Source organism: Ottowia sp. (genome assembly GCF_047601385.1).
Lineage (GTDB): Bacteria > Pseudomonadota > Gammaproteobacteria > Burkholderiales > Burkholderiaceae_C > Ottowia.
Window position 1 is genome coordinate 2,705,443 of the sequence record NZ_JASGJP010000001.1, and the last position, 23,991, is coordinate 2,729,433.

22 protein-coding genes and 3 pseudogenes are annotated in these 23,991 nt (G+C 69.0%); 14 read left to right on the forward strand and 11 right to left on the reverse strand.

Features of this window, described 5'->3' with window-relative positions:
- Positions 1-8: 8 nt before the first annotated feature.
- Positions 9-398: pseudogene (locus QM772_RS13195) on the reverse strand (helix-turn-helix domain-containing protein); the annotation flags it as partial.
- A 77-nt stretch (positions 399-475) separates the two neighbouring features.
- Positions 476-1,288 carry a DNA-binding transcriptional regulator gene (locus QM772_RS13200; protein ID WP_415137184.1) on the reverse strand — a complete coding sequence of 271 codons (813 nt, stop codon included), beginning with the start codon at positions 1,286-1,288 and terminating at the stop codon, positions 476-478.
- 122 nt (positions 1,289-1,410) lie between these two features.
- Here QM772_RS13200 and QM772_RS13205 point away from each other — a divergent pair, with 122 nt between their 5' ends.
- From QM772_RS13205 to QM772_RS13240, 8 genes and pseudogenes are all read left to right on the forward strand, one after another.
- A complete protein-coding gene (locus tag QM772_RS13205) occupies positions 1,411-3,174 on the forward strand; it encodes a bifunctional 3-(3-hydroxy-phenyl)propionate/3-hydroxycinnamic acid hydroxylase (RefSeq protein ID WP_415137186.1) in 1,764 nt (587 codons plus the stop codon).
- Between the two features lie 3 nt (positions 3,175-3,177).
- Entirely contained in the window at positions 3,178-4,134 is a 957-nt protein-coding gene (locus QM772_RS13210) for a 3-carboxyethylcatechol 2,3-dioxygenase (protein WP_415137188.1), read from the forward strand.
- Between the two features lie 16 nt (positions 4,135-4,150).
- Positions 4,151-4,933, forward strand: a complete 783-nt coding sequence (gene mhpD, locus QM772_RS13215) for a 2-keto-4-pentenoate hydratase (protein ID WP_415137190.1) — start codon at positions 4,151-4,153, stop codon at positions 4,931-4,933.
- A 52-nt stretch (positions 4,934-4,985) separates the two neighbouring features.
- Positions 4,986-5,954 carry a Bug family tripartite tricarboxylate transporter substrate binding protein gene (locus QM772_RS13220; protein WP_415137192.1) on the forward strand — a complete coding sequence of 323 codons (969 nt, stop codon included), beginning with the start codon at positions 4,986-4,988 and terminating at the stop codon, positions 5,952-5,954.
- Positions 5,955-5,967: 13 nt separating this feature from the next.
- Positions 5,968-6,270, forward strand: a pseudogene (locus QM772_RS13225) (acetaldehyde dehydrogenase); the annotation flags it as partial.
- Between the two features lie 123 nt (positions 6,271-6,393).
- Positions 6,394-7,269, forward strand: coding sequence for an alpha/beta fold hydrolase (locus QM772_RS13230; RefSeq protein ID WP_415137194.1), 876 nt, complete (start codon positions 6,394-6,396; stop codon positions 7,267-7,269).
- A gap of 464 nt (positions 7,270-7,733) precedes the next feature.
- A complete protein-coding gene (locus QM772_RS13235; RefSeq protein ID WP_415137196.1) occupies positions 7,734-8,939 on the forward strand; it encodes an acetyl-CoA C-acetyltransferase in 1,206 nt (401 codons plus the stop codon).
- 202 nt (positions 8,940-9,141) lie between these two features.
- Complete coding sequence (locus tag QM772_RS13240; RefSeq protein ID WP_415137198.1) at positions 9,142-11,313, forward strand: 3-hydroxyacyl-CoA dehydrogenase NAD-binding domain-containing protein; 2,172 nt, start codon at positions 9,142-9,144, stop codon at positions 11,311-11,313.
- A 50-nt stretch (positions 11,314-11,363) separates the two neighbouring features.
- Here QM772_RS13240 and QM772_RS13245 read toward each other — a convergent pair.
- Positions 11,364-11,554, reverse strand: a pseudogene (locus QM772_RS13245) (tyrosine-type recombinase/integrase); the annotation flags it as partial.
- A 231-nt stretch (positions 11,555-11,785) separates the two neighbouring features.
- Between QM772_RS13245 and QM772_RS13250 the strand changes: the two are divergent.
- Entirely contained in the window at positions 11,786-13,927 is a 2,142-nt protein-coding gene (locus QM772_RS13250) for a helix-turn-helix domain-containing protein (protein ID WP_415137200.1), read from the forward strand.
- Between the two features lie 25 nt (positions 13,928-13,952).
- Entirely contained in the window at positions 13,953-14,168 is a 216-nt protein-coding gene (locus QM772_RS13255) for a hypothetical protein (RefSeq protein ID WP_415137202.1), read from the forward strand.
- A gap of 39 nt (positions 14,169-14,207) precedes the next feature.
- On the opposite strand, the gene QM772_RS13260 is transcribed toward QM772_RS13255, so the two are convergent.
- The 4 genes from QM772_RS13260 to QM772_RS13275 form a co-directional block, all read right to left on the reverse strand.
- Entirely contained in the window at positions 14,208-14,606 is a 399-nt protein-coding gene (locus tag QM772_RS13260) for a type II toxin-antitoxin system VapC family toxin (protein ID WP_415137204.1), read from the reverse strand.
- On the reverse strand, positions 14,606-14,839 hold the full coding sequence (locus QM772_RS13265; RefSeq protein WP_415137206.1) for an AbrB/MazE/SpoVT family DNA-binding domain-containing protein: 234 nt from the start codon (positions 14,837-14,839) through the stop codon (positions 14,606-14,608). The genes QM772_RS13260 and QM772_RS13265 overlap by 1 nt, the downstream gene beginning before the upstream one ends.
- A 78-nt stretch (positions 14,840-14,917) precedes the next feature.
- Positions 14,918-15,886, reverse strand: a complete 969-nt coding sequence (locus QM772_RS13270; protein ID WP_415137208.1) for a Bug family tripartite tricarboxylate transporter substrate binding protein — start codon at positions 15,884-15,886, stop codon at positions 14,918-14,920.
- Between the two features lie 58 nt (positions 15,887-15,944).
- The gene (locus QM772_RS13275; RefSeq protein ID WP_415137210.1) at positions 15,945-17,438 is read right to left on the reverse strand and encodes an AMP nucleosidase; all 1,494 of its coding nucleotides are present in this window, start codon (positions 17,436-17,438) and stop codon (positions 15,945-15,947) included.
- A gap of 60 nt (positions 17,439-17,498) precedes the next feature.
- Here QM772_RS13275 and QM772_RS13280 point away from each other — a divergent pair, with 60 nt between their 5' ends.
- A complete protein-coding gene (locus QM772_RS13280) occupies positions 17,499-17,921 on the forward strand; it encodes a YbaN family protein (protein ID WP_415137212.1) in 423 nt (140 codons plus the stop codon).
- Positions 17,922-18,084: 163 nt separating this feature from the next.
- Here the strand turns inward: QM772_RS13280 and QM772_RS13285 are convergent, their stop codons facing one another.
- Positions 18,085-18,930 carry a PPK2 family polyphosphate kinase gene (locus tag QM772_RS13285; RefSeq protein ID WP_415137214.1) on the reverse strand — a complete coding sequence of 282 codons (846 nt, stop codon included), beginning with the start codon at positions 18,928-18,930 and terminating at the stop codon, positions 18,085-18,087.
- A gap of 157 nt (positions 18,931-19,087) precedes the next feature.
- Here QM772_RS13285 and QM772_RS13290 point away from each other — a divergent pair, with 157 nt between their 5' ends.
- On the forward strand, positions 19,088-19,333 hold the full coding sequence (locus QM772_RS13290) for a metal-sensitive transcriptional regulator (RefSeq protein ID WP_415137216.1): 246 nt from the start codon (positions 19,088-19,090) through the stop codon (positions 19,331-19,333).
- 24 nt (positions 19,334-19,357) lie between these two features.
- Positions 19,358-20,566 carry an MBL fold metallo-hydrolase gene (locus tag QM772_RS13295; protein ID WP_415137218.1) on the forward strand — a complete coding sequence of 403 codons (1,209 nt, stop codon included), beginning with the start codon at positions 19,358-19,360 and terminating at the stop codon, positions 20,564-20,566.
- A 2-nt stretch (positions 20,567-20,568) separates the two neighbouring features.
- On the opposite strand, the gene QM772_RS13300 is transcribed toward QM772_RS13295, so the two are convergent.
- From QM772_RS13300 to QM772_RS13310, 3 genes are all read right to left on the reverse strand, one after another.
- Positions 20,569-21,246 (reverse strand): IPTL-CTERM sorting domain-containing protein, encoded by a 678-nt coding sequence (locus QM772_RS13300; RefSeq protein ID WP_415137220.1) that lies wholly within the window; start codon positions 21,244-21,246, stop codon positions 20,569-20,571.
- 196 nt (positions 21,247-21,442) lie between these two features.
- Complete coding sequence (locus QM772_RS13305) at positions 21,443-21,724, reverse strand: DUF3567 domain-containing protein (protein WP_415137222.1); 282 nt, start codon at positions 21,722-21,724, stop codon at positions 21,443-21,445.
- Positions 21,725-21,886: 162 nt separating this feature from the next.
- Positions 21,887-22,834, reverse strand: coding sequence for a DUF3108 domain-containing protein (locus tag QM772_RS13310; RefSeq protein WP_415137224.1), 948 nt, complete (start codon positions 22,832-22,834; stop codon positions 21,887-21,889).
- A gap of 102 nt (positions 22,835-22,936) precedes the next feature.
- Between QM772_RS13310 and QM772_RS13315 the strand changes: the two genes are divergently transcribed.
- Positions 22,937-23,950, forward strand: coding sequence for a fumarylacetoacetate hydrolase family protein (locus QM772_RS13315; protein WP_415137226.1), 1,014 nt, complete (start codon positions 22,937-22,939; stop codon positions 23,948-23,950).
- Positions 23,951-23,991: the final 41 nt, after the last annotated feature.

Sequence of the window (23,991 nt, forward strand, 5' to 3'; positions counted from 1 at the left end):
GGCCGCTTGCGCGGCACCGCGTTCTGCGGCATGCCCATCTCGCGCCCCATCGGCCTGGTGCTCCAGTGCGTCGCGCCGGCTGGTCTGGACTCCAGGGTGCGGGCCACCGCTGCTTCAACCCGGGCATCGCCGATGGTGCGCGGTGCGCCAGAGCGAGGTGCATCCAGCAAGCCGTCCAGCCGCTCGCGCACGAAACGGCCACGCCACTGGGAGACGGTCTGCCTGGCGACCTGCCGCCGCTGGGCCACGGCGTTGTTCTCGATGCCTTCGGCGCATGCCCGCACGATGCGCGCCCGCAGCGCCGCGGCCTGCGCGGTCTTGCGACGCCGCGCCAGCGCCGGCAGATCGCGGTGCTCGGCATCTGTCGGTACCAGTTCCGCTTTGGGTCTTGCGCGCATGGCTGCCTCGTCGTGCGCAGGGTGCACGACAGGCTCAGCGCAGGATCAGTCGTTCGTCGAGCTTCTCAATCGGGACACTAGCTCTCCACCCAGGCCCGACTGTTCTTTCCGATCGTCGCGGCCAGCCGCTCCAGGGCGGGCAGGAAGCGTGTCTTGATGTCCCGGCTGGACACGGCGGCTTTCGGGAACACCATGTTCAGTGCCGCGAGTAGCCTCGGGCCGGCAAACACCGGCACCGCGATCGCGGCAAAGCTGGCCTCGCGGATCCACTCGCCTTCGTTGCGCGAGTAGCCGCGGCGCTGCGTGTCGCGGATCAGCCGGCTGACAGCGGCCTGGTCGCGGGCCTGCTCGCCGATCCAGTCGCTGCGCATGCGCAGCAGCTCCAGCAAGCCTTCACGCTCCACCTCGCCGCAGGCGCTCAGGTAGGCGCGGCCCATGGCGGTCACCAGCATGGGCAGGCGCTCGCCGATCATGGCGCGGTGCTGCGACAGCGCGCTCCAGCGGTGGGTGGATTCGCGCACCACCATGAAACCGGCCTCGGCCGTGCCCAGGTCGCACGGCCACATCAGTTCGCGCACCGATGCCTCCATGGCAGGGGTGGCCACCTGCACCACCCAGGCTTCGTCCTCGAAGCCCTCGCTCAGGCTGCGCACCTCGAAGGTGAGGTAGTACTGCCCCTCGCGCTCCCCCTGGCGCACGAAGCCCATGTGGCGCAGGGTCTCCAGCAGGCGCTTGGTGGTGGTGCGGTCCAGGCCGCAGGCCTTGGCCAGCTCGCTGGTGCTGCCGATGCCGCCGGGCACACGGTTGAGCGCGCGCAGCACATGGAGGCCGCGGGTGAGGCCGCGGACTTCCTTGTAGCGAGAGGCGTCGTGCAAAGGCTGGATGGGCATGGCGGGGATGGGTGCACGCAGGCACCAGTTCTGGTTTACCCGGGTGCATCTGTGCACCTGGTGCACATGGTTTACCACGCCAGGGCCGCTCTCCACAATCCGCACCATTCAGGAGACACACCATGAGCACTGCATCACGCAGGCCGGCTGCACGCAAGCACCCCGATGCGGACGTCGTCATCATCGGGGCCGGTCCCGTCGGCCTGACCATCGCGAACACGCTGGGCATCGCCGGCGTAAAGACGCTGGTGGTGGAAAAGCTGCCGCAGATCATCGACTATCCGCGCGCCATCGGCATCGACGACGAGGCGCTGCGCACGCTGCAGGCGGCCGGGCTGGCCGACCAGGTGCAGGCCCACATCACGCCGGACCACTGGATGCGCTTTCTCACCGCCGATGGCCGCTGCTTCGCCAGCATCGAGCCGCGCACCGACGAGTTCGGCTGGTCGCGCCGCAATGCGTTCATCCAGCCGCTGGTGGACAACATCCTCTACCAGGGCCTGCAGCGCTTCGCGCATGTGGACGCAGTGTTCAACCACGAACTCCGCGCCCTGCGCCAGGATGCCGACGGCGTCACCGTGACGCTGCACAGCGGCCAGGAGGAGCGAACCCTGCGCGCCCGCTACGTGGTGGCCTGCGACGGCGGCAACAGCCTGGTGCGGCGCACCCTGGGGGTGGCCTTCGAAGGCCGCACCAAGCCCAACCAGTGGATCGTGGTGGACGTGCGCAACGACCCGCTGGGCACGCCCCACGTCGAGCTGTACTGCGATCCGGACCGACCCTACGTCTCCGGCGCGCTGCCGCATGGCATCCGCCGTTTCGAGTTCATGGTGATGGCCGGCGAGACGGAAGAGGAGCTGTCCAAGCCCGAGAACATGGCCCGGCTGATGGCCAAGGTGGTGCCGCACCCGGAGAAGCTGGACTACATCCGCAAGCGCGTCTACACGCACAACGCCCGCCTGGCCGCCACGTTCCGCGTGGATCGCGTGCTGCTGGCCGGCGACGCGGCGCACATCATGCCGGTGTGGCAGGGCCAGGGCTACAACAGCGGCATGCGCGATGCCAGCAACCTGGCCTGGAAGCTGGCGCTGGTGGTGCAGGGCAAGTGCGGCGCAGCCCTGCTGGACAGCTACACCGATGAGCGCCGCAGCCATGCCCGCTCGATGATCCATCTGTCCGAGGTCGCAGGCGACATCTTCGTCCCCGAGAGCCGCACCGCCGCCAAGCTGCGCGACCGGATGATGCTGGCGCTCAATGCCGTGCCCAGCGTCAAACAGTACTTCGCCGAGATGCGCTTCAAGCCCATGCCCCGCTACGAGAAGGGCGTGGTGCTGCTGCCCGAACGCCAGGAGGGCCGCCCGGTGCTGGGCGGCCTGCTGGAGCGCTCGGGCGACACCCCGCTGGGCCGGCTGGTCGGGCTCATGGCCGAGAAGAGGGAGTCGCTGGTGGGCCGCCTGCTCAATGGCATGGAGCCGCCGCTGGACACCCCCGTGGGCCGCATGTTCATCCAGCCGCGCGTGAGCACCGAAGCCGGCGCCACGGTGCGCCTGGACGACGTGATCGGCTTGCGCTTCGCCGTGATCGCCTGGGGCACGGACCCCACCCACGGCATGGCTCCGGCAGTGCGCGCGTTCTGGGAAAAGCTCGGCACCTGCTTCATCAGCGTGAAGCCGCAGGTGCAGATGGCCCATGCCAGCGAGGCCGGCGCAGGCGTCGTCACCCTGGGCGACGCGCAGGGCCGCATCAAGGACTGGTTCACCGGCAAGAGCGGCTCCATCGTGGTGGTGCGGCCCGACCGCTTCGTCGCCGCCATGGCCTCGCCGCAGGGCATCGACGCGGTCACGGCCCGGCTCGCCGCGCTGCTGCACGCGCCCAGGGAGGACTGAACCATGTCCAGCCAACCGAGGCGCGCCTTCCTGGGCATGTCGCACACGCCGCTGTACGGACTGAACCCGCTGGAGCCACAGGTCGAGGCCGACCTGCGGCAAGGCATCGCCCGCGCTCGCGAGGAGGTGCTGAAGTTCGCCCCCGAGCTGATCGTGCTGGTCGGCCCGGACCACTACAACGGCTTCTTCAACGCGCTGATGCCGCCGCTGTGCATCGGCAGCCAGGCCACCGCCGTGGGCGACTACCTGACGCCGTCCGGCGCGCTGAACGTCGATGAAGCCGCCGCGCTGGGCCTGGCCGAATGGCTGATGGAGCACGACTTCGATCTGGCGCTGTCACGTCGCATGGAGGTGGACCACGGCTTCTCGCAGGTGCTGCAGTTCATCTGGGGGGACGGCATGAAGACGCCGCCGCTCGTGCCCATCTTCATGAACGCCGTGGCCCAGCCCGGCATCCCGCGCCTGCGCCGCTGCCTGCAGCTGGGGCGCGAGATGGGCCGCTTTCTGGACACACTGCCGCAGCGCACGCTGCTGATCGGCTCGGGTGGCCTGTCGCATGAGCCGCCGGTGCCGACCCTCGCCCACCCCGATCCGGCCGTGCGCGAACGCATCACCCTTCGGCACAAGCCGACCCAGGCCGACCGCGACGCCAAGACCGAGCGCGTGAAAGCCGCGGGCATGGCACTGGCGCGCGGCGATTCCGACATGAAGCCGCTGAACCCCGCATGGGACCAGCATTGGATGGAGGCACTGGCATCGGGCCGGCTCGACGCGCTCGCACAAGAGCGAGAAGACCTGATCGAGCAGGAGGCCGGCCTGTCGGCGCACGAGTCCAAGACCTGGCTGATCGCGCGCGGCGCGTTGCCGTCTGACCGCGCCTTGCCCTGCCCCCTGCGCCACTACCAAGCCATACCGGTGCTGATCGCCGGCTACGGCATCCTCTTCCTGCACGACGCCTGACCCCCGAGGAGACCCCATGAGCACCTCTGGCACCGTCGAACAGTGGGCGTCGCGCCTGCGCGAGGCAGAGCGCACCGCCACCCCCATCGCTCCGCTGCGCAGCGAGATCCCCGATGGCGACACCGCCTACCGCGTGCAGCTGGCCAACGTGCGGCATGGCGTGGCGCAGGGCCGCCGCGTGGTGGGCCGCAAGATCGGCCTGACGTCGCTGGCGGTGCAGCAGCAGCTCGGGGTGGACCAACCCGATTTCGGCACCCTGTTCGCGGACATGGTCTATGGCGACGGCGAGGAAATCCCGTTCACCCGCACGCTGCAACCTAAGGTGGAAGCCGAGGTGGCCCTGGTGCTGGAACGCGACCTGGACCGGCCCGATGCCACGCTGGTGGAACTCATCGGCGCCACGGCCTATGTGCTGCCCGCCATCGAGATCGTGGACAGCCGCATCGCCCAGTGGAACATCCGCTTCATCGACACGGTGGCCGACAACGCCTCCAGCGGCCTGGTGGTGCTGGGCGGCGTGCCGACCCGGCTCGACGCGCTGGATCTCAAGCTCAGCAGCATGGTGATGGAGCGTGCTGGCGAGACCGTGTCGCAGGGCAGCGGCGCCGCCTGCCTGGGCCACCCGCTCAACGCCGCCACCTGGCTGGCCCGCAAGCTCGCCAGCCTGGGCCAGCCGCTGCGCGCGGGCGACCTGGTGCTCACCGGCGCGCTCGGCCCGATGGCGGCGGCACGGCCCGGCGACCGCTTCGAGGCCCGTATCAGCGGCGTCGGCACAGTACACGCCCGTTTCAGCGCCTGAAACCTGCACCGATTTCCCCTTCCCTGATCCATTTCAACCACCGGAGACAACCATGCTTTCACGCCGCGCACTGATCACCACTTTCACGCTTGCCGCACTGCCGGGCCTCGCGCTGGCACAGGCCTTTCCACAACACACCGTCACCCTGGTGGTGCCTTTCGCCGCCGGTGGCCTTACCGACCAGATATCGCGTGCCATGGCCCAGAAGATGAGCGAAACCCTGGGCCAGCCGGTGATCGTCGACAACAAGCCAGGGGGCGGCGGACAGATCGCGGCCAACATCGTCAAGCAGGCGCCCGCCGACGGCCACACCGTTTTCGTGGGCGCCACTGAGATGTTCGCCATCAACCAGAACCTGTTCCGCAAGTTTTCCTACGACCCGCTGAAGGACTTCACGCCCATCACCTCGCTGGTCGCCACGCCCATGGTGCTGGTGGTGCCCGCCAACAGCCCCGTCAACAGCGTGCAGGACGTGGTGCAGCTGGCCAAGACCCGCAAGGGCGGGCTGAACTTCGCGTCGCAGGGCGTCGGCTCCATCGGGCACCTGCTGGGTGAGCTGTTCCGCGGGCAGGCCGGAGGGGAATACAACCATGTCGCCTACAAAGGTTCGGCCCCCGCGCTGCAGGACGTGATGGCGGGGCAGGTGGACATGATGTTCGACGTGGTGCTCACCACCGGCCCCCTGATCGCGGGCAAGAAGCTCAAGCCCCTGGCCGTCGCGGCGGCCAAGCGCTCGCCCCAGCTGCCCGACGTGCCCACGCTGTCCGAGCTGGGCGTCAAGGGCGTGGACGCGGATGTCTGGTTCGGCGCGGCCGCCAAGGCTGGCACGCCGGCGCCCGCCATCGCCAAGCTCAACGAAGCCTTCGTCAAGGCCCTGAACGACCCCGAGGTGTTCAAACGCTTCTCGGACCAGGGCATGCAGGCATTCCCGTCCACCCCGGCGCAGTTCGGCAGCTTCATGCAGTCCGAGGCGGGCCGCTGGGCGCCGCTCATCAAGGCCAGCGGTGCATCGGTCGATTGAAGAAAGCGCACCCATGACCCGCAAGCTCAAGGCTGCCATCGTGGGTAGCGGCAACATCGGCACCGACCTGATGGTCAAGATCATGCGCCACGGCACGCACATCGACATGGGTGCCATGGTGGGCATCGATCCGGCATCGGACGGCCTGGCGCGCGCCGCCCGGCTGGGGGTGGTCGTCACCTCCGAGGGCGTGGAGGGCCTGGCCCGCCTGCCCGTGTTCGCCGACATCGACTTCGTGTTCGATGCCACCAGCGCCAGTGCGCACGTGAGGAACGACGCGTTCCTGCGCGGCCTCAAGCCCGGCATCCGCATGGTCGGCGGCCAGGAAGACATGATCGTGGATGTGGCGCTGGATCTGCTGAAACAGCAGGAACACGAGCGCATCCATGCCATCCCCACCATGAGCGAAGCAGGTTAAGGCCGCACCAGAGGAGAAGCCATGAACCCCATTGCCATCACCGAAGAATCCACCAGCCGCTTTGCCCAGGTGCAGGTGGGCGAGCGCAGCCTGCGCATCCACTACAACGACGCCGGCCAGGGCGCCGAGACCGTCGTCATGCTGCACGGCTCCGGCCCCGGCGCCAGCGGCTGGGCCAACTTCAACCGCAACGTGCAGCCGCTGGTGGACGCCGGCTACCGCGTGGTGCTGATGGACTGCCCGGGCTGGAGCAAGAGCGACCCCATCGTCAACACCGGCTCGCGCTCGGACTTGAACGCCGACACGCTGGCGGGCCTGCTGGACGTGCTGCAGATCGGGCGCGTACACCTCATCGGCAACTCCATGGGCGGCCACAGCGCCGTGGCCTTCGCGCTGAAACACCCGCAGCGCGTGGGCAAGCTGGTGCTGATGGGCGGTGGCACCGGCGGCCCCAGCCAGTTCGTGCCCATGCCCACCGAGGGCATCAAGCTGGTCGGCATGGTCTACCGCGACCCGAGCATCGAGAACCTCAAGCACATGATGAACGTCTTCGTGTTTGATGCCAGCAGCCTGACCGAAGCGCTGTACCAGGCACGGCTGGCCAACATGCTCAACCGGCGCGACCACCTGGAGAACTTCGTCAAGAGCAGCACGGCCAACCCCAAGCAGTTTCCCGACTACGGCCATCGCCTGGGCGAGATCGCCGCACCCGCGCTGGTGATCTGGGGCCGCGACGACCGCTTCGTGCCCATGGACGTGGGCCTGCGCCTCGTGTGGGGCCTGCAGAACGCCGAGTTCCACGTGTTCAGCCGCTGCGGGCACTGGGCCCAATGGGAGCATGCCGGCAAGTTCAACCGGATGGTGGTGGAGTTTCTCGCTAGAGAAGATTTGATTTAAGCATTCCCAATGCCGTAAGACCATCCCTCCCTGGAAGGCGGTCTTCATGCCTGCGTATTCGCAGGATCTTCGCGATCGTGTTCTGGGTGCGGTGGAGCGAGGCGAGAGGCCCAGCGTCATCGCCCAAGCGCCTGGAGGTCAGCCGGGTGTACCAAGTCAAGGTGCGCTCCTGCAAGACGGCGAGCGCAGCAGCCGGGCGCAGGGTGGGCATCGGAGATCCCAGGCGGCGGCGGGCACGCAAAGCGGCTCGCCGTTCTATTTCTTCGCCAGCAGGCAGGTGCTGCTGGCGGCGGTCATGCGGGAGGGCCTGGCCCGCGTCACGGCCGGCCAGGCGCAGGCGCTGTTCGCGGGGAGGGGTGACGCACTCCGCCGCCGCGGGAATTTCACCGGGCACCTGCCTGGTGAAAAATGTATGCTGCCGTCGAACGCCCCGCGCCGCGTGGCCTCCCGAGGAGCCCCCCACCATGACCGAAGCCTATGTTTTCGACGCCGTGCGCACGCCGCGCGGCAAGGGCAAGAAGGACGGCAGCCTGCACGAGGTCAAGCCCGTGGACCTGCTGGCTGGCACGCTCCAGGCGCTGCGCGCGCGCCACGACTTCGACACCGCCACGGTCGATGACGTGGTGATGGGCGTGGTCTCGCCCATCGGCGAGCAGGGTTCGGTCATTGCCAAGGTGGCGGCGCTCAAGGCCGGCTGGGACTGGCAGTGCGCCGGCGTGCAGCTCAACCGCTTCTGCGCCTCGGGCCTGGAGGCGGTGAACATGGCGGCGCAGAAGGTGCGCTCGGGCTGGGAAGACCTGGTGGTGGCCGGCGGCGTGGAGAGCATGAGCCGCGTGCCCATCGGCTCCGACGGCGGCGCCTGGGCGCAGGACCCGGCCACCAACAGCGCCACCGCCTTCGTGCCGCAGGGCATCGGGGCCGACCTGATCGCCACGCTGGAAGGCTTCTCGCGCGAGGACGTGGACGGCTTCGCCGCCGAGTCGCAGCGCCGTGCCGCCCAGGCGCGCGAGGGCGGCTTCTTCGCCGGCTCGGTGGTGCCGGTGAAGGACTTCCTCGGCCAGACCATCCTGGCCGAGGATGAGTTCATCAAGCCGCGCACCACGGTGGAGACGCTGGCGGGCCTGAAGCCCTCGTTCGAGCAGTTGGGCGCCATGGGCTTCGACCAAGTCGCCATCGGCCGCTACCCGCAGGTGGAGCGCATCCGCCACGTGCACCATGCGGGCAACTCGTCGGGCATCGTCGATGGCGCGGCGGCGGTGCTGATCGGCAATGAGGCGGCGGCCAAGGCGCACGGCTTCACGCCGCGCGCGCGCATCGTGGCGGTGGCGCTGTCGGGCGCCGACCCGACCATCATGCTCACCGGCCCGATGCCGGCCACGCGCAAGGCGCTGGCCAAGGCGGGCATGCGCATCGATCAGATCGACCTGTTCGAGGTCAACGAGGCCTTCGCCGCCGTGCCGATGAAGTTCATGAAGGAATTCGGCGTGCCGCACGAGAAGGTCAACGTCAACGGCGGCGCCATCGCCATGGGCCACCCGCTGGGCGCCACCGGCGCCATGATCCTGGGCACGCTGATCGACGAGCTGCACCGCCGGAATTTGCGTTACGGCCTGGCGACGCTGTGCGTAGGGGGCGGCATGGGCATCGCCACCATCGTGGAAAAGGTATGACCCCCCTGAGTCGCCTTCGGCGCCTTCCCCCCTCTCTCTGCGGGAGGGGGGACAACGCCAATGCCCGGCACAGGTCCGTGCATGGCGTTCGCTGGCATGGCGTGCTTCGCCGCCATTCGCATCACCTGATGTTTCCAAGTCAAATTGCCTTCTAGCGCCTGTCAATAAAGCGCTGGCAGCTATCAAATTCATAGAAATCGCCATGCAACTCAAGACCCTGCGCTACGCCATCGACGACACGCCCGCCGGCCCGGTGGGCACCATCACCTTCGACGAGCAGGGCTCGCCCGTCAACACCATGTGCGCGCAGTGGCAGGACGACCTGGCCGCCGTGACCGAGCAGGTGGTCAAGGACAAGGAGCGGCTCAAGGGCCTGGTCCTCGCCTCGGCCAAGACCACCTTCTTCGCCGGCGCCGACCTGAAGGGCGTGATGCGCATGCAGGCCAGCGACGCGCCCCAGGTGTTCGCCGAGATCGAGCGCGTGAAGCGGTGCTTCCGCACGCTGGAGACACTGGGCATCCCCGTCGTCGCCTGCATCAACGGCAGCGCGCTGGGCGGCGGCATGGAGACGGCGCTGGTCGGCCACCACCGCATCGCCGTGGACGACCCCAAGCTGCAACTCGGCCTGCCCGAACTCACGCTGGGGCTGATCCCCGGCGCCACCGGCATCACCAAGTTCACGCGCCTGCTGGGCCTGATGGGCGCGCAGCCCTACGTGATGGAAAGCAAGCTGTTCGGCCCGCGCGAGGCGCTGGAGATCGGCATCGTGCACGAGCTGGTCGAGAGCGACGGCGACCTGCGCCCGCGCGCCCTGGCCTGGATCGCCGGGCACCCGCAGGCCCAGCATCCGTGGGACGCCAAGGACTACAAAATGCCCGGCGGCACCCCCGCCAGCCCCCAGGTCGCCGGCGCGCTGGTGGTGGCGCCCGCCATGCTGAAAGCAAAGACGCGCGGCCGCTACCCCGCGCCCGAGGCCGCGCTGGCCGCCATGGTCGAAGGCGCGCAGGTGGACTACGACACGGCCACTCGCATCGAGAGCCGCTACCTCGCCGGCCTGATGGCCAGCCCGGTGGCGAAGAACATGATCAACACGTTCTTCTTCAACCTGAACGCCATCAAGGCCGGCCAGTCGCGCCCCAAGGACGTGCCCCGGTACAAGCCGCAGAAGGTCGGCATCCTCGGCGCCGGCATGATGGGCGCCGGCATCGCCTACGCGCAGGCCAGCCGCGGCATCGCCACCGTGCTGAAGGACGTGTCGGCGGAGAAGGCCGAGCAGGGCAGGGCCTACAGCGCCAAGGTCACGCAGCCGCGCGTGGACAAGGGCCGCATGAGTGCCGCCGATCAGCAGGCGCTGCTGGCGCGCATCACGCCCACCGCCAGCGCGGCCGACCTGAAGGGTTGCGAGCTGATCATCGAGGCGGTGTTCGAGCAGCGCGAACTCAAGGCCAAAGTGACGCAGGAGGCCGAGCCCATGTTGGCCCACACACCAGAGTTCAGCGGCTTCTTCGCCAGCAACACCAGCACCCTGCCCATCAGCGGCCTGGCCGAGGCGTCGGCGCGGCCGCAGAAGTTCGTCGGCATCCACTTCTTCAGCCCGGTGGACAAGATGAAACTGGTGGAGATCATCCGCGGCAAGCAGACCGACGACGAGACCGTGGCGCGCGCCTACGACTACGTGCTGGCGCTGGGCAAGCTGCCCATCGTGGTGAACGACTCGCGCGGCTTCTACACCAGCCGCACCTTCGGCACCTACGTGATGGAAGGCGCCGCCATGCTGGGCGAGGGCATCCCCGCCGCCGTGATCGAGAACGCCGCCGTGCAGGCCGGCCTGCCCGTCGGCCCGCTGGCGGTGCTGGACGAGACGGCGCTGTCGCTGTCGGTGCATGTCATCGACCAGACGCGCGCCGACGTCGCCGCCGAGGGCAAGACCTACACCGCCACGCCCGGCGAACTGCTGGTCGAGCGCATGGTCAAGGAATTGGGGCGCAACGGCCGCGCGGCCGGCGGCGGCTTCTACGACTACCCCGCCGGCGAGAAGAAGCGCCTGTGGCCCGAGCTGAAGGCGCTGTTCGAGAAGCCAGGCGCCGAGTGGCGCGTGCAGGATATCCAGGACCGCCTGCTCTACCGCCAGTCGGTCGAGACCGCGCGCTGCCTGGCCGAGGGCGTGCTCACCAGCGTGCACGACGCCAACGTCGGCAGCATCTTCGGCATCGGCTTTCCGGCCTGGACGGGCGGGGCGATGCAGTTCATCTACGGCACGGGTGTGGAGGCGTTTTGCAAGCGCGCCGATGAACTGGCGGCGGCGCACGGCGCGGAGTTTGCGCTCGACACGCAGGCACGCGAGGCTATCGCGCGCCATCAGCCGCGCTACTGATCTGCCGCCCGCCCGCTCCATCCCGGCACGGGACGGTACGCGCGGCGGCATTACAAGGTATCCAACGGGCTGAGAATGCCGCGTCCCCCTTGCTGAGCACATGCGTATAGATCATCGTGGTGCTTGCGTCGGCATGGCCCAGTAGTTCCTGCACGGTGCGGATGTCATATCCGGCCTGCAGCAAATGCGTAGCAAACGAATGGCGCAACACGTGCGGCGTCACCGGTTTGTTGATGCCTGCGTGCCAATTGCGTGACTCATGTCACATGGCTCGGCTCACACAGTGGAGCACATCCTCATTGGCTGCTTTGTGGCCTCGCCCCGCCTTGTTCCCCACGTCACCGCACGCCCCCGCCTGCCGCGCGTGACTTTTCTCACGGAGAGTGAGCCTAATTCTTGACAAATCGAGTCATGTTTGAATGATTTCCGCAATATTGCTGCATAATTGCAGCATCGAATCTTAAGAAATGCAATGGGCCACATCAACGCTATTTCCCCGCTTGAGATCGGTCGCCACCTGACTCAGGTTCGCGAGCGCGCCGAAGTCAAGCAGACTGACCTTGCTCGGCGGGTCACGTGGAGCCCGGCCGTGCTCTCGCGAGTGGAGAGCGGTGAGCGCTCGCTGGCTGCCGATGAACTTTCGATGCTGCTGGAGGCCATCGGTACGCCGGAAGCGACGCGCTTGCGCGAAGCGGTCCAGCGCAACTGGGTCGTGTTTCCGAGGCCGGCGCTGGACCATCCCGATCAAGACCTACTGTGGTCGGCAGAAGAAGTCGCCCAGCAACTCGCCGAACTGGGGCAGCGCCCCGACGTCAAGCACGCGTTTGAGCGCCGCCTCGCCGCCTATATCGACGAGCTCCGCGCCATGGTTTCCGTGCTCACGAAACGCGAGCATCAAGTGGCCTTCATCGGCAGCATCGGCATCGGCAAGTCCACCGCCATCTGCCGCATTGCCGGCCTGGAAGTTTCTGTTCCCGACTCGCCCCAACCCGCCCCCGTCCTCGAAGCCGGTGCCGGCGGCATCACCATCTGTGAGGTCCACCTCCGCAGCGGTCCCGGCTATGGCCTGCTGATCCAGCCGCGCAGCGACGAGGAGATTCGCGCCGACGTGGCCGACTTCGCCAACTACGTCCGCCCGGATGCGTCCGCGGCCGAAGCCGACGGCGACGAGGAAGGTCAGGGCATCTCCAAGGAGGTCGAGCGCGCTATCCGAAATCTCTCAGGCCTGAAGATCAAGCGAGAGAAGGGAGCAGATGGCAAGACCCAGCGCCGCGACGAGGCCAGGGAGCTCGCCAAGAAGTTTGGTAGTACTCGCGAGTTAGTGGTCGAGATTCTTTCGCTGATGGAACTGCCCCGGCGTGACCGGCGTGATATCTGGCACGACGCCACCACGGGCAAGCAGCCGTTGGAGTGGCTGAAGGACATCTTCGAGAAGGTCAACAACGGCCGCCACCCTGAGTTCACGCTGCCGCGCCGTATCGAAGTGGTCATTCCCGACGTGCTGCTCCAGGCCGACGATTTGACGATCCGATTCATCGACACCAAGGGTATCGACCGCACTGCGGCCCGTGCCGACCTGGAAAGCCTGCTAGACGACGCCCATACTCTGGCCGTGCTGTGTTCCGGCTTCAACAGCGCGCCAGCCCCCGAAGCCCAGCTGCTGCTCTCCCGTGCGAAGGAAGCCGGCGTTCGAGGACTAAGCGAAAAGGCATCGCTGCTGGTGCTCCCCCGGCCCAGCGAGGCGCTGGCCGTCAAGGATGACTCAGGCCAGAAGGCCGAAACCGTCGAAGAAGGCTACGAACTCAAGCACGAGCAAGTGGTCATGCGCCTGCAGCAGATCGGCATGGACGACCTTGCTGTCGGCTTCTTCAACTCTTACCAAGACGATCCGGCCACGCTGCGCAGCTTTCTGACCGGGCGCCTGCTGGCGGCCCGCAAGACCTTCCGCAACCGCCTGTCCGAGGTCATCACCAACGCTAAGGCATTGCTGCTGAACTACGAGAGAGAGCAAGCCCAGGCCGTGATTGACGCGGCAGCCGCACAGCTCAAGGCTTGGATCGGCCGGAATCGCAAGCCCAAGCAACTCAATGTGCATGTGCAGGAGAGCCTGCTTCAGCAACTGGCCAGCGCTTATGCCGCCACGGTGCGCGCTTCGGTCAACCGCGAGGGGGAGTGGCACAACCTGAACTATGGTCACCACCTAGGCTATGGCGCGCGCCGCATGGCGGCCCTTTCACTGGGCGAGGCCGTTGAAGGCTTCAGCAACGTCTGTCAGACCATGATCGACACGCCCAACTTCGAGGATGCTAGGGAATTGATCTCCCAGGCCGACCGTTTGCTCCAGGGCGCCTACGAAGAACTGCTGCTCAAGGTGCAGTTGATGGGGCAGACCTCATTCCGCGACGTGCTGAAACTCGACAAAACCCTCTGGAGCGCTTGCCAAAGCGAGTGGAGGCAAGGCAAAGGCTACAAGGATCGCGTGGCAAGCCGCAACCGTGAATGGTTCGCGGACGAACAGCACGCCGACCTCGAAAACGAACTACTGGCCATGATCCAGCGCGAATGGGACGCGGCCTTAGCGCGTATCGAGTCGCTGCTGGGCAGCGACGACTGAGCAACCACCACTCAGGAAGAGCACTATGAACAGCGCCCTGCACACCGAGTCACGCCGCCGTTTCCGTACTGCCTGGATTGCGGTCGGCGGTACCGTCGAAGACGTGCGCCGCACCGGCGAGGAACGCTATCGCCATCCGTTGTGCCCGCATCCCATCCGAACGAATAAGCGCCGCAAGGACGTGCCGGCCAAGCTGCTGAGCAGTTACAACACGATCCTGCGCGACCTCTACGCAGGCTGAACGACCGTGCAAGGCTGTCGGATACCAACGTACAGCAAGTTAAACGGGCGCGATCAAGCTAACCGTGGGGAAATAAGCCCGGTAGCGCGCCGTGTCCCGCGTCAGGATCGGCCAGCCCGCGACCGCCGCGTGGGCGCCGATGAAGAAATCGCTCAGCACATTGGTCTTGGTGCCGCCGCGCCGGCGGTACTGAGCAAAGGCTTTGCCGGCCAGGAACAGGGCGGGGCGCGGGATTTCCGGCACGGCGAGGCCCATGTCGTGCAGCACGCCGTCCAGCGCCTCGAAGCTGGAAAAGGCCAGCGACAGCTCGGCGTAGATGACAGGATTGATCGCCAAGCGATGCAGTTGCGATTGGGCGCGCAACTGGTGCAGCGACCAATCGGCCCAGTCCGGGTCGTCCTCCAGCACGTCCAGCAGGACGTTGGTGTCGACCAGCATCAGTCGCCGCGCAGCAGGGCCATCAGCGCGTCGGTGCGCCAGGGGATGTCGGCCTTGCCGCGCGCGGCTTCAAAGCGGTCGCGCGCTCTCTTTTCAGGTGCATCGGCGCGCCGCAGCACCACGCGCCCTTGCTCGTCCAGGTCGAAATCCACGCGCGCGCCGGGCGTCAGCCCGAGCGCGTCGCGGATCGGCTTGGGCACGGTGACCTGGCCTTTGACGGTGATGGTGCTCATGGCGGCGTCCTGGTATTACTTGATGTTTTCATTGTAATACTGAACTTGGGGCGCCGGCGCCCGCCCGTTGCCCTGCCCTTACTGCGGCACCACGCCCGCCGCCTTGATCAGCTCGGCGTGGATGCGGATGTCCTCGCCGATGACCTGGCGCAGCGGCTTCGGGTCGTCGATGGCGGGCTCCATGCCGGCGTCCAGCAGCTTGGCGCGCGCCTCGCCCTGCAGCACGGTGCGCACCGCCTTGTTCAGCTTGTCCAGCACGGGCTGCGGCGTCTTGGCCGGCGCCAGAAACCCGATCCAGGCCGACAGCACCAGGTTGTCGATGCCCGCTTCGCGCATCGTCGGCACCGCCGGCAGCAGCGACACGCGCTGCGTGCTCAGCACGCCCAGCGCGCGCAGCTTGCCGGCCTTGACGTGCGGCAGCGCCTCGGGCAGTGGCGCCAGCACCATGTCCACCTGCCCGCCGATCAGGTCGGTGATGGCCGGCGCGCCGCCCTTGTAGGGCACGTGCAGCAACTGGAGGCCGGCGCGGCTCTCCAGCATCAGCCCGGCCAGGTGCTGCGGGCTGCCGTCGCCGGACGAGGCGTAGGTCAGCTTGCCTGGCGCCGCCTTGGCGGCGGCCAGCAGGTCGGCCATGGTCGCGAAGCGCGACTTTTCCGGCACCACCAGCACCACCGCCTGGTTGACCAGCTTGGCGATGGGCGCGAAGTCCGCCTCGGGGTTGTAGGGCAGGCTCTTGAAGAGGCTTTTGTTGGTGGTCAGGAACGAGGCCGGCGACACCATCAGCGTGTAGCCGTCGGGCGGCGCCTTGGCCACCTGGGGCACGCCGATCTGGCCCGAGCCGCCGGCCTTGTTGTCGATCACGAAGGGCTGGCCCAGGTCGGCCGCCAGGTGCTGGCCCACCAGCCGCGCCACCATGTCCACGCTGCCGCCGGCGGGCAGGGCGACGATGACCTTGACGGGTTTGCTGGGATAGGCGTCCTGCGCGTGGGCCGCCAGCGTGGCGCCCAGGGCGCAGGCGGCGAGGGCGAAGTGTTTCAAGTGGTTCATCGGGGGCTTTCGGAGCGTGTGGATCAGGCCGCGGATGCAGCAGATTCCGTGCCACACGCTACTGGAAAGCCACCTCCGCGAAGCTCCGCAGCTTTCGGCTGTGCAGCTGGTCCAGCCCGTTCTCGCGCAGGCGCTCGATGGCGCGGATGCCGATCAGCAGGTGCTGGCTGACGCGCTCGCGGTAGAAGTGGTTGGCCATGCCGGGCAGCTTGATCTCGCCGTGCAGCGGCTTGTCGCTGACGCACAGCAGGGTGCCGTAGGGCACGCGAAAGCGCAGGCCGTTGGCGGCGACGGTGGCGCTTTCCATGTCCAGCGCGATGGCGCGCGACTGCGAGAAGCGCCGCTGCGGGCTGCCGGCGCCCAGCAGCTCCCAGTTGCGGTTGTCCGTGGTGGCCACGGTGCCGGTGCGCAGCACGCGCTTGAGCTCGTCGCCCGGCAGGCCGGTGACGTCGGCCACGGCCTGCTGCAGGGCGATCTGCACCTCGGCCAGCGCCGGCACGGGGATCCACGGCGGCAGGTCCTCGTCCAGCACGTGGTCCTCGCGCACGTAGCCGTGGGCCAGCACGTAGTCGCCCAGCTGCTGGCTGTTGCGCAGGCCGGCGCAGTGGCCGACCATGATCCAGGCGTGCGGGCGCAGTACGGCGATGTGGTCGGTGATGGTCTTGGCGTTGCTCGGGCCGACGCCGATGTTGACGAAGCTGATGCCGCTGCGGTCCTCGCGCATCAGATGGTAGGCCGGCATCTGTGGTGGCCTCGGTGGCGCTGCGCCCTTGTCATCGCCCGGCGCGGGTGGCAGGCCGGCGCGGCGCGCGACCACGTTGCCTGGCTGCACGAAGGCGCTGTAGCCGCTGGCCGGGTTTCCCATCTCCTTCAGTCCCAGGGCGATGAACTCGTCGATGTAGAACTGGTAGTTGGTGAACAGCACGAAGTTCTGGAAGTGCGTGGGAGAGGTGCCGGTGTAGTGGCGCAGCCGGTGCAGCGAATAGTCCACGCGCGGCGCGGTGAACAGCGCCAGCGGCGCCGGCTCGCCCGGCTGCACCTGGTGGGTGCCGTTGGCGATGCGGTCGTCCATGGCCATCAGGTCGGGCAGGTCGAACACCTCGGGCAGGCGCTGGCGGTGCGCCGGCGACAGGCGGCCCTCGAAGTTGTCGTCCTCGGCGAAGCTGAAGGGCAGCGGGATGGGCTGGTGGCTGGTGCCGACCTCCAGCGCGGTGCCGTGGTTGGCCAGCAGCAGGCGGAACTGCTCCAGGTAGTAGCGCGCGAACAGGTCGGGGCTGGTGAGGGTGGTCTCGTAGCGCCCCGCCTGCGCCACGAAGCCGTAGGCCAGGCCGCTGGCGGCGTGGTGGCGGTGCGCGGTGGTCAGGCGCACGAAGGGGTAGCACGCCCGCACGCGCGCGCCCGGCGCCAGGTCGGCCACGGGGGTGTCGGCGAAGGCGCGCAGGCCCTGCCGCAGGTGCGCCAGGCCGGCGGCGTGGATGTGCTGGACCCGGGCCAAGGCCTCGTGCGGGTCGGTGAAGGCCGCGGGCGGCTCGAAGTGGGGCTGGGAAAGCATGGCCTATTGTCGCCAAGCCACGGCGCGCGGGCTGGTGGCGGCATACTGGCGGCCCTGCCCATGAACCAGCAGCCCCCCAAGCCCTATCTGCCCAGCGAGGCGCGCGTGGTGCGCCGCCGCCGCATCGCGCTGGTGCTGTGGCGCGCGCTCACCATCGTGTTCGTCGGCCTGGCGGCGGTGGGCGCCGTGCTGCCGGTGATGCCGACGGTGCCTTTCCTGCTGGTGGCCGCCTGGGCCGCCAGCAAGGGCTGGCCGGAATTCGAGCGGTGGCTGCTCAGGCACCCCCGTTTCGGTCCGCCGATCCGCCACTGGCGTGAGCGCGGCGCCGTGCCGCGGCGTGCCAAGTGGACCAGCGCGTTGATGATGGCCGGCAGCGGCATCGGCATGCAGTTCTTCAGCCAGATTCCGCTCTGGCTGCGCATGGCGGTGCCGGCCGTGATGCTGGCGGTGGCGGTCTGGCTGTGGACGCGGCCCGAGGCATAAACCCGGCGCATACACGCGCTCAGCGCATCCAATCCAAAGAGTCGAATGGCCGCGGAGCAGGCCAAGCCAGCGAACGCCGTGGCCGGACCTGTGCCGGCCACTGGCGTTGTCCCCCTCCCGAAGAGAGGGGGGGGAAGGCGCCGAAGGCGACTCAGGGGGTATTTCATTCCACGATCAACCCCTTCAAAGCCGGATCGTCCGGCGGATAGCGCAGCCCGAGCGCGGCCAGCCGGTCGCGTACCAGGGTGGCGACCATCAGGTTGCGGTGCGTCTTGCTGTCGGCCGGCACCACGGTCCAGGGCGCCCACGCGGTGGAGGTGGCGCGCAGCAGCGCGTCGTAGGCGGCTTGGTACGCGTCCCACTGCTTGCGCGCTTCCAGGTCGCCCAGGCTGAACTTCCAGTGCTTGGCGGGGTCGTCGATGCGCTCCTGCAGGCGCTGGCGCTGCTCGTCCCGGCCGATGTGCAGCATGAACTTCATCAGCACGGTGCCGCTCTCGCACAGCAGGCGCTCGAAATCGTTGATCCGCGCGTAGCGCTGCTTCGTCTCGCTGGCGTCCAGCGCGCCGTTCACCACCGGCACCAGCACGTCCTCGTAGTGGCTGCGGTTGTGGATCATGAACTCGCCGGCGCGCGGCACTTGGGCGTGGATGCGCCACAGGAAGTCGTGCGCGCGCTCCAGCTCGGTCGGCGCCTTCCAGGCCACCGTGCGCACGCCCAGCGGGCTGGTTTCCTTGAAGACGGCGCGGATGGTGCCGTCCTTGCCGGCGGTGTCGGTGCCCTGCAGCAGCACCAGCAGCTTGAAGCGCCCGTCGGCATAGAACAGGTCCTGCAGGGCGTCGATCTCGCGCGCCAGTTCGGCGACGCGCGCGCGGTCGGCGCGCTTGTCGCCGCTGGAAAACGGCTTGGCGCCGGGGTTGCAGCCGGCCAGCGCAAAGCCTTTGCCGCCGGCCGGCACCTGCCAGCGGTGAGTGTCGGCGGCGCGCTTGCCGGATGTCTTGCGTGGGTGCATGCACTTTCTCCCCTGAGTGGGCGTTCACTGGCCGTGGGTCGCGCGCGCCCTACCCGGAACAGGGTAGGGCTTACGGAGGATAGTCAAACGCGGAAAGTCGGCCTACGATACCGCGCCCCGGTGAAATGCCCGAATCCAACCCTGAAGGAGCGCCGCCATGAGTTTCGTTGCCGAGCAAGCCCGCAAGAAAGCACTCTGCGCCCGGCTGGCGCGTATCGAAGGCCAGTTGCGCGGGCTGCAGAAGCTCATCGAGGCCGAGGCCGACGCCGAGAAGACCGCCCAGCAGATGTCGGCCGCGCGCAAGGCGCTGGACAAGGCCTTCTTCGCCATGCTCTCGGACCTGATCGCCGAGGGCAAGGCCAGCGCGGACGAAGTGGCCACGCTGCTGCTGCGCTTCGCCTGAGAGGCTGAGCCGTAAACTGGGGCCATGAACCCCACGCAGTTGTTCGACCCGGCCTCCGGCACCTACACCTACCTCCTGTTCGACGAGCACGCGCGCGAGGCGGTGCTGATCGACCCTGTCGACGAGCAGATCGACCGCGACCTCGCCGCCCTGCAAGACCTGGGCGTGACGCTGAAGTGGACGCTGGAGACGCACGCCCACGCCGACCACATCACCAGCGCCGCCCGCCTGGCCGAGCTGACCGGCGCGCGCACCGCCGCGCCGGCCGGCTGCGAGGTGGGCACCGCCGCCGTGCAGCTGCGGGACGGCGACGCCATCGGCTTCGGCCGCGAGCGCCTGCGCGTGCTGCACACGCCCGGCCACACCGCCGGCAGCGTGTGCTACCTGTGGCAGCGCGCCGATCCGCCGCGCGAGGCGCCCGGCAGCGTGGCGCTGCAGGCCGAGCTGGACCACGCCATGCGCCCCGGCCGCCGCCAGGACGACTGGCACGTCTTCACCGGCGACACGCTGCTGATCCAGGGCTGCGGGCGCACCGACTTCCAGTCCGGCGACGCCGGCGCGCTGTACGACAGCATCACGCGGAAACTGTTCACGCTGCCCGACACCGCCATCGTCTGGCCCGGGCACGACTACCACGGCCGCGCGCGGTCCACCATCGGCGCCGAGAAGGCCACCAACCCGCGCCTGGCGGGCAAGTCGCGCGAGGAATTCATCCGCCTGATGGGCGCGCTCGATTTGCCCCGGCCGCGCCGCATCGACGAGGCGGTGCCGGCCAACCGGCGCTCCGGCCTGCGGCAGGACGCCGATGCGCCGGCCGTGGACGCGCAGGACGTGCGCCCCGCCGAAGGCTACGCCGGCGACCTGGCGCCCGAGACCGCCCACGCCTGGGTGCAGGCCGGCCGCGCCGTGCTGGTGGACGTGCGCACCGACGCCGAGCGCGAATGGGTCGGCTTCGTCCCCGGCGCCGTCTCCGCCGCCTGGAAGCAGTGGCCCGGCATGGCGCCGAACCCCGGTTTCGACGCGCAGGCCGCCGCTGCCGCGCAGGGCGGCCTGCCGCTGTTGATGCTGTGCCGCAGCGGCGTGCGCTCCATCGCCGCCGCCCGCCGCGCCACCGAACTGGGCCTGGTGGCTTATAACGTGCTGGGCGGCTTCGAGGGCGAGCCGGACCAGCACGCCCAGCGCGGCCACCGCAACGGCTGGCGCCATGCGGGGCTGCCGTGGCGGCAGAACTGAGATCAGGCGCGTGAGCGTGACCGCCGCGTCCGCGCCAGGCCGCTGAGCCCGATCGCCAGCGCCAGCGCGCCCAGACCCCATTCCGCCAGGGTAGGCACGGCCGCCGCCGCCGCGGGAGCCGCGGCTTGCGTCAGCGTGAGGCTGCCGCTGTTGTCGGTGAAATATGTGTCGGCGACGATGAAGGTGATGGTTGGATTGGCTTGCGAAAACGCTGGGAATCCGAGCTCCGCCAAGGTCGTGGCGGGCAAGGTCAACCCGGCTGGCGGCGTGGCGCTGTCCAGCCCGTTGGCGGCGCTGGTTGGCCAGATCTGGACCGTGCCGACGCCGGAAATCTGCATCAGCAACGCCCCATAGGTCCAAGTGCCGCTCGGGATGATTCCGCTCGGGCCGGAGAAGCTGCTCGATTGCCCGATGCCCGTGCCTCCCACGCTTGCGGCCACGGTGAGGACACCCGCCCCGTTGGTGCAGTACGTGTCGCCGCTCTGGAGGCAGGGGGTGCCGATCTGGCTGAGGGACAGCGTGTCGGTCTCGGTCAGAGTGCCGGCGTAGGTGAACGATGCACCGCTGGCGTTGGTGGCTGAGATAGCCAGTGTTCCGCCCGGAAGGGCGATGCTCGCAGCCTGCGCGCCCATCGCGCCGAGCAGGCTGCATGCCAGTGTGATGATTCGGATTCGTTTCATGGCGCCTGTTCCGGTTGCCCCGCGCTGGCCGCGGTTTCAAGGTCTCGGGCGTGCCGCCGCTCCTCCTGCCGGCTGCTGCATCCCGAAATCATCGTAGCGCCGCCAGCCGCAAAAGCGGCATGACTAAAGTCATCTTGCGGGGCGGTCCGGCGTGAAAAAGGGGCCGTGAAGGCCCCCCCTGCCTGGGTGTGGCGGCTCAGTGCACCACCACCGGGTTCTGCGCCAGCTCGGCGTAGCCTTCCAGCGTGTCTTCGACTTCTTCCTGCGTGGGCGTGTTGGCCTGCCAGGCGGCGATGCGCTGCTGAAACAGCTCGGCCCACAGGCCGTCGAGGTAGACCTCCTTGCCCGAGCGCTTGTCCACGATCTCGAAGCCGTGCCGCGCCAGCGTGGGCGTGCCCGCCGGCGTGTCGGCGCCCTGGGGCGCGTCGGGCAGCAGGTGGACGACCGCGAAGCTGTCGGAATCGTAGAGCGTGTTCATCGGTGCGTGGAGCCTTTCAAAACGGTGGAGCGGGCGGGGCGGGTGGGGAAAGCCTGCGCTCTGCAGATAAGAACGCATGATGGGGATTCAAGGCCGACATGTGCGGGCCGGCGGCGCCCGGGTGGCCCGCATGTGCCAATTTAGGCACGCTCGCGGCGCTTGTTACCGGCCTTGCGGCGCCTGGTCGATGGCTTGCAGTTGCTGGTCGGTCACGTCGCCGTTGGCCTGCGTCACGCGCAGGCGCGCCGGCAGGTGATCGAGCGAGCGCGCCAGCCAGAGTTCCACGCGGGTGTCGTAGGGCCCGCGCGGCTGGCGCAGCAGGCGGGCGGCGAGCAACTCGCGCCCGGCCAGTTGCAGGGTCTCGTCGGCGTGCACTTCCCAGACCCAAGGCTCGGCCTCGCGCACGCCGGCGGTCTGCAGGGTGATCCGCGTACCCGGCGGGTAGCGCTCGGGCGCGGCGGCCAGCAACGCGGCGAGCTGCAGGGTCGCGCTCAGGCGGTCCTGCGCGCCGGGCTCCAGCACGGCGTCGGGCGTGTTGGCGCTGAAGCGGATGCGCCTGCCGGCGGCGTCGAAGTGCGCGGCGCGTTCGCCGCGCGCACGCTCGGCGAAGCGCTCCGGCGCCAGGCCGGCCTCGGTGACCGCGCCTTCGCTGCGCTGCGTGCGCGTGCCCGGCAGCGGCAGGCCGACCGACCACGCGGCTTCGTAGCGCTCGCCCTGGCGGCGCCATGCCAGCTGCGCACTGGCCTCGTAGCCCAGCCCGCGCGCGTGGCCCGTCACCTGGTAGTGCAGCGTGGCCGGGCCTGGCACGCGCACCGGGGCGTGCGGCGTGGCGGGCGGGCTGTCGGCGCCGGTGTCGGCCGCCGCGGCGGGTGTTTCGGCGATGACCGGCGCAACGGCCCGGGTGGCCGGCGCGGGCCTGCGCGCGGCGGGCGGCTTGTCCGCGTGCCGGGTGCGCGCGGGCGGCGAGGGCGTGGCGGCCGGGGGATGAGCCGGCGGCGGCATGGGCGCGGCGACGACGCGCGTCAGCAGCGCGGGCGCGCGCGGCGCGGCGGGCAAGGGGAGGTCGCGGGACGGTGGATCGCCCAGCAGCGCGGCGTGCGCCAACGCCACGGCGGCCATCAACCAGGGTGGCGGGCCGCCCGGAGGCTGGCCTAGAATGGCGCGCTTTCGCCGCTCGCCCGCGCAGGCGTCATCCACGGCCAAAGACCCCCCATGAAACTGGCAACCTACAAGGACGGCTCGCGCGACGGGCAACTGGTGGTCGTCTCGCGCGACCTGACGACGGCCCATTATGCGACCGGCATCGCCAGCCGCCTGCAGCAGGCGCTGGACGACTGGAACTTCATCGCCCCGCAGTTGCAGGACCTGTCGCACACGCTGAACCTGGGCAAGGCGCGCCACGCCTTTCCGTTCGAGCCGGCGCTGTGCATGGCGCCGCTGCCGCGCGCCTACCAGTGGGCCGACGGCTCGGCCTACCTGAACCACGTGGAGCTGGTGCGCGCCGCCGGCAAGAGCGACGTGCCCGAGAGCTTCTACACCGAGCCGCTGATGGTCCAGGGCGGCAGCGACGACTTCCTCGGCCCCTGCGACGACATCCTGGTGGCCGATGAGGCGTTCGACATCGACTTCGAGGCCGAGCTGGCCGTGATCACCGGCGACGTGCCCATGGCCGCCACGCCCGAGCAGGGGCTGGACGCGGTGCGCCTGCTGATGCTGGCCAACGACGTCAGCCTGCGCGCGCTGATCGCCGCCGAGATCGACCGGCGCATGGGCCTGTTCCAGGGCAAGCCGTCCACCGCCTTCAGCCCGGTCGCCGCCACGCCCGACGAGCTGGGCGACGCCTGGCAGGAGGGCCGCGTGCACCTGACGATGCAGACCACCTGGAACGGCCGCAAGGTCGGGATGTGCGATGCGGGGCCGGACATGCGATTTCACTTCGGCCAGTTGATCGCGCACGCCGCGCGCACGCGCCGGCTGCGCGCAGGCGCCATCGTCGGCAGCGGCACCGTCAGCAACCCGGGCATCGACAAGGACGGCCGGCGCGAGTGGCCCCGGGGCTACGGCTGCATCGCCGAGAAGCGCGCCATGGAAACCCTCCAGGACGGCGCGCCCAAGACCGCGTACATGCGCTTCGGCGACACCCTCCGCATCGAGATGAAGGGGCGGGACGGCGAGTCGGTGTTCGGCGCCATCGAGCAGCGCGTGGCGCGGTTCGGCACGGGCTGAATCTTATAAGCCAAATCGGCCTCCAGCGCCCGTACAGCAAG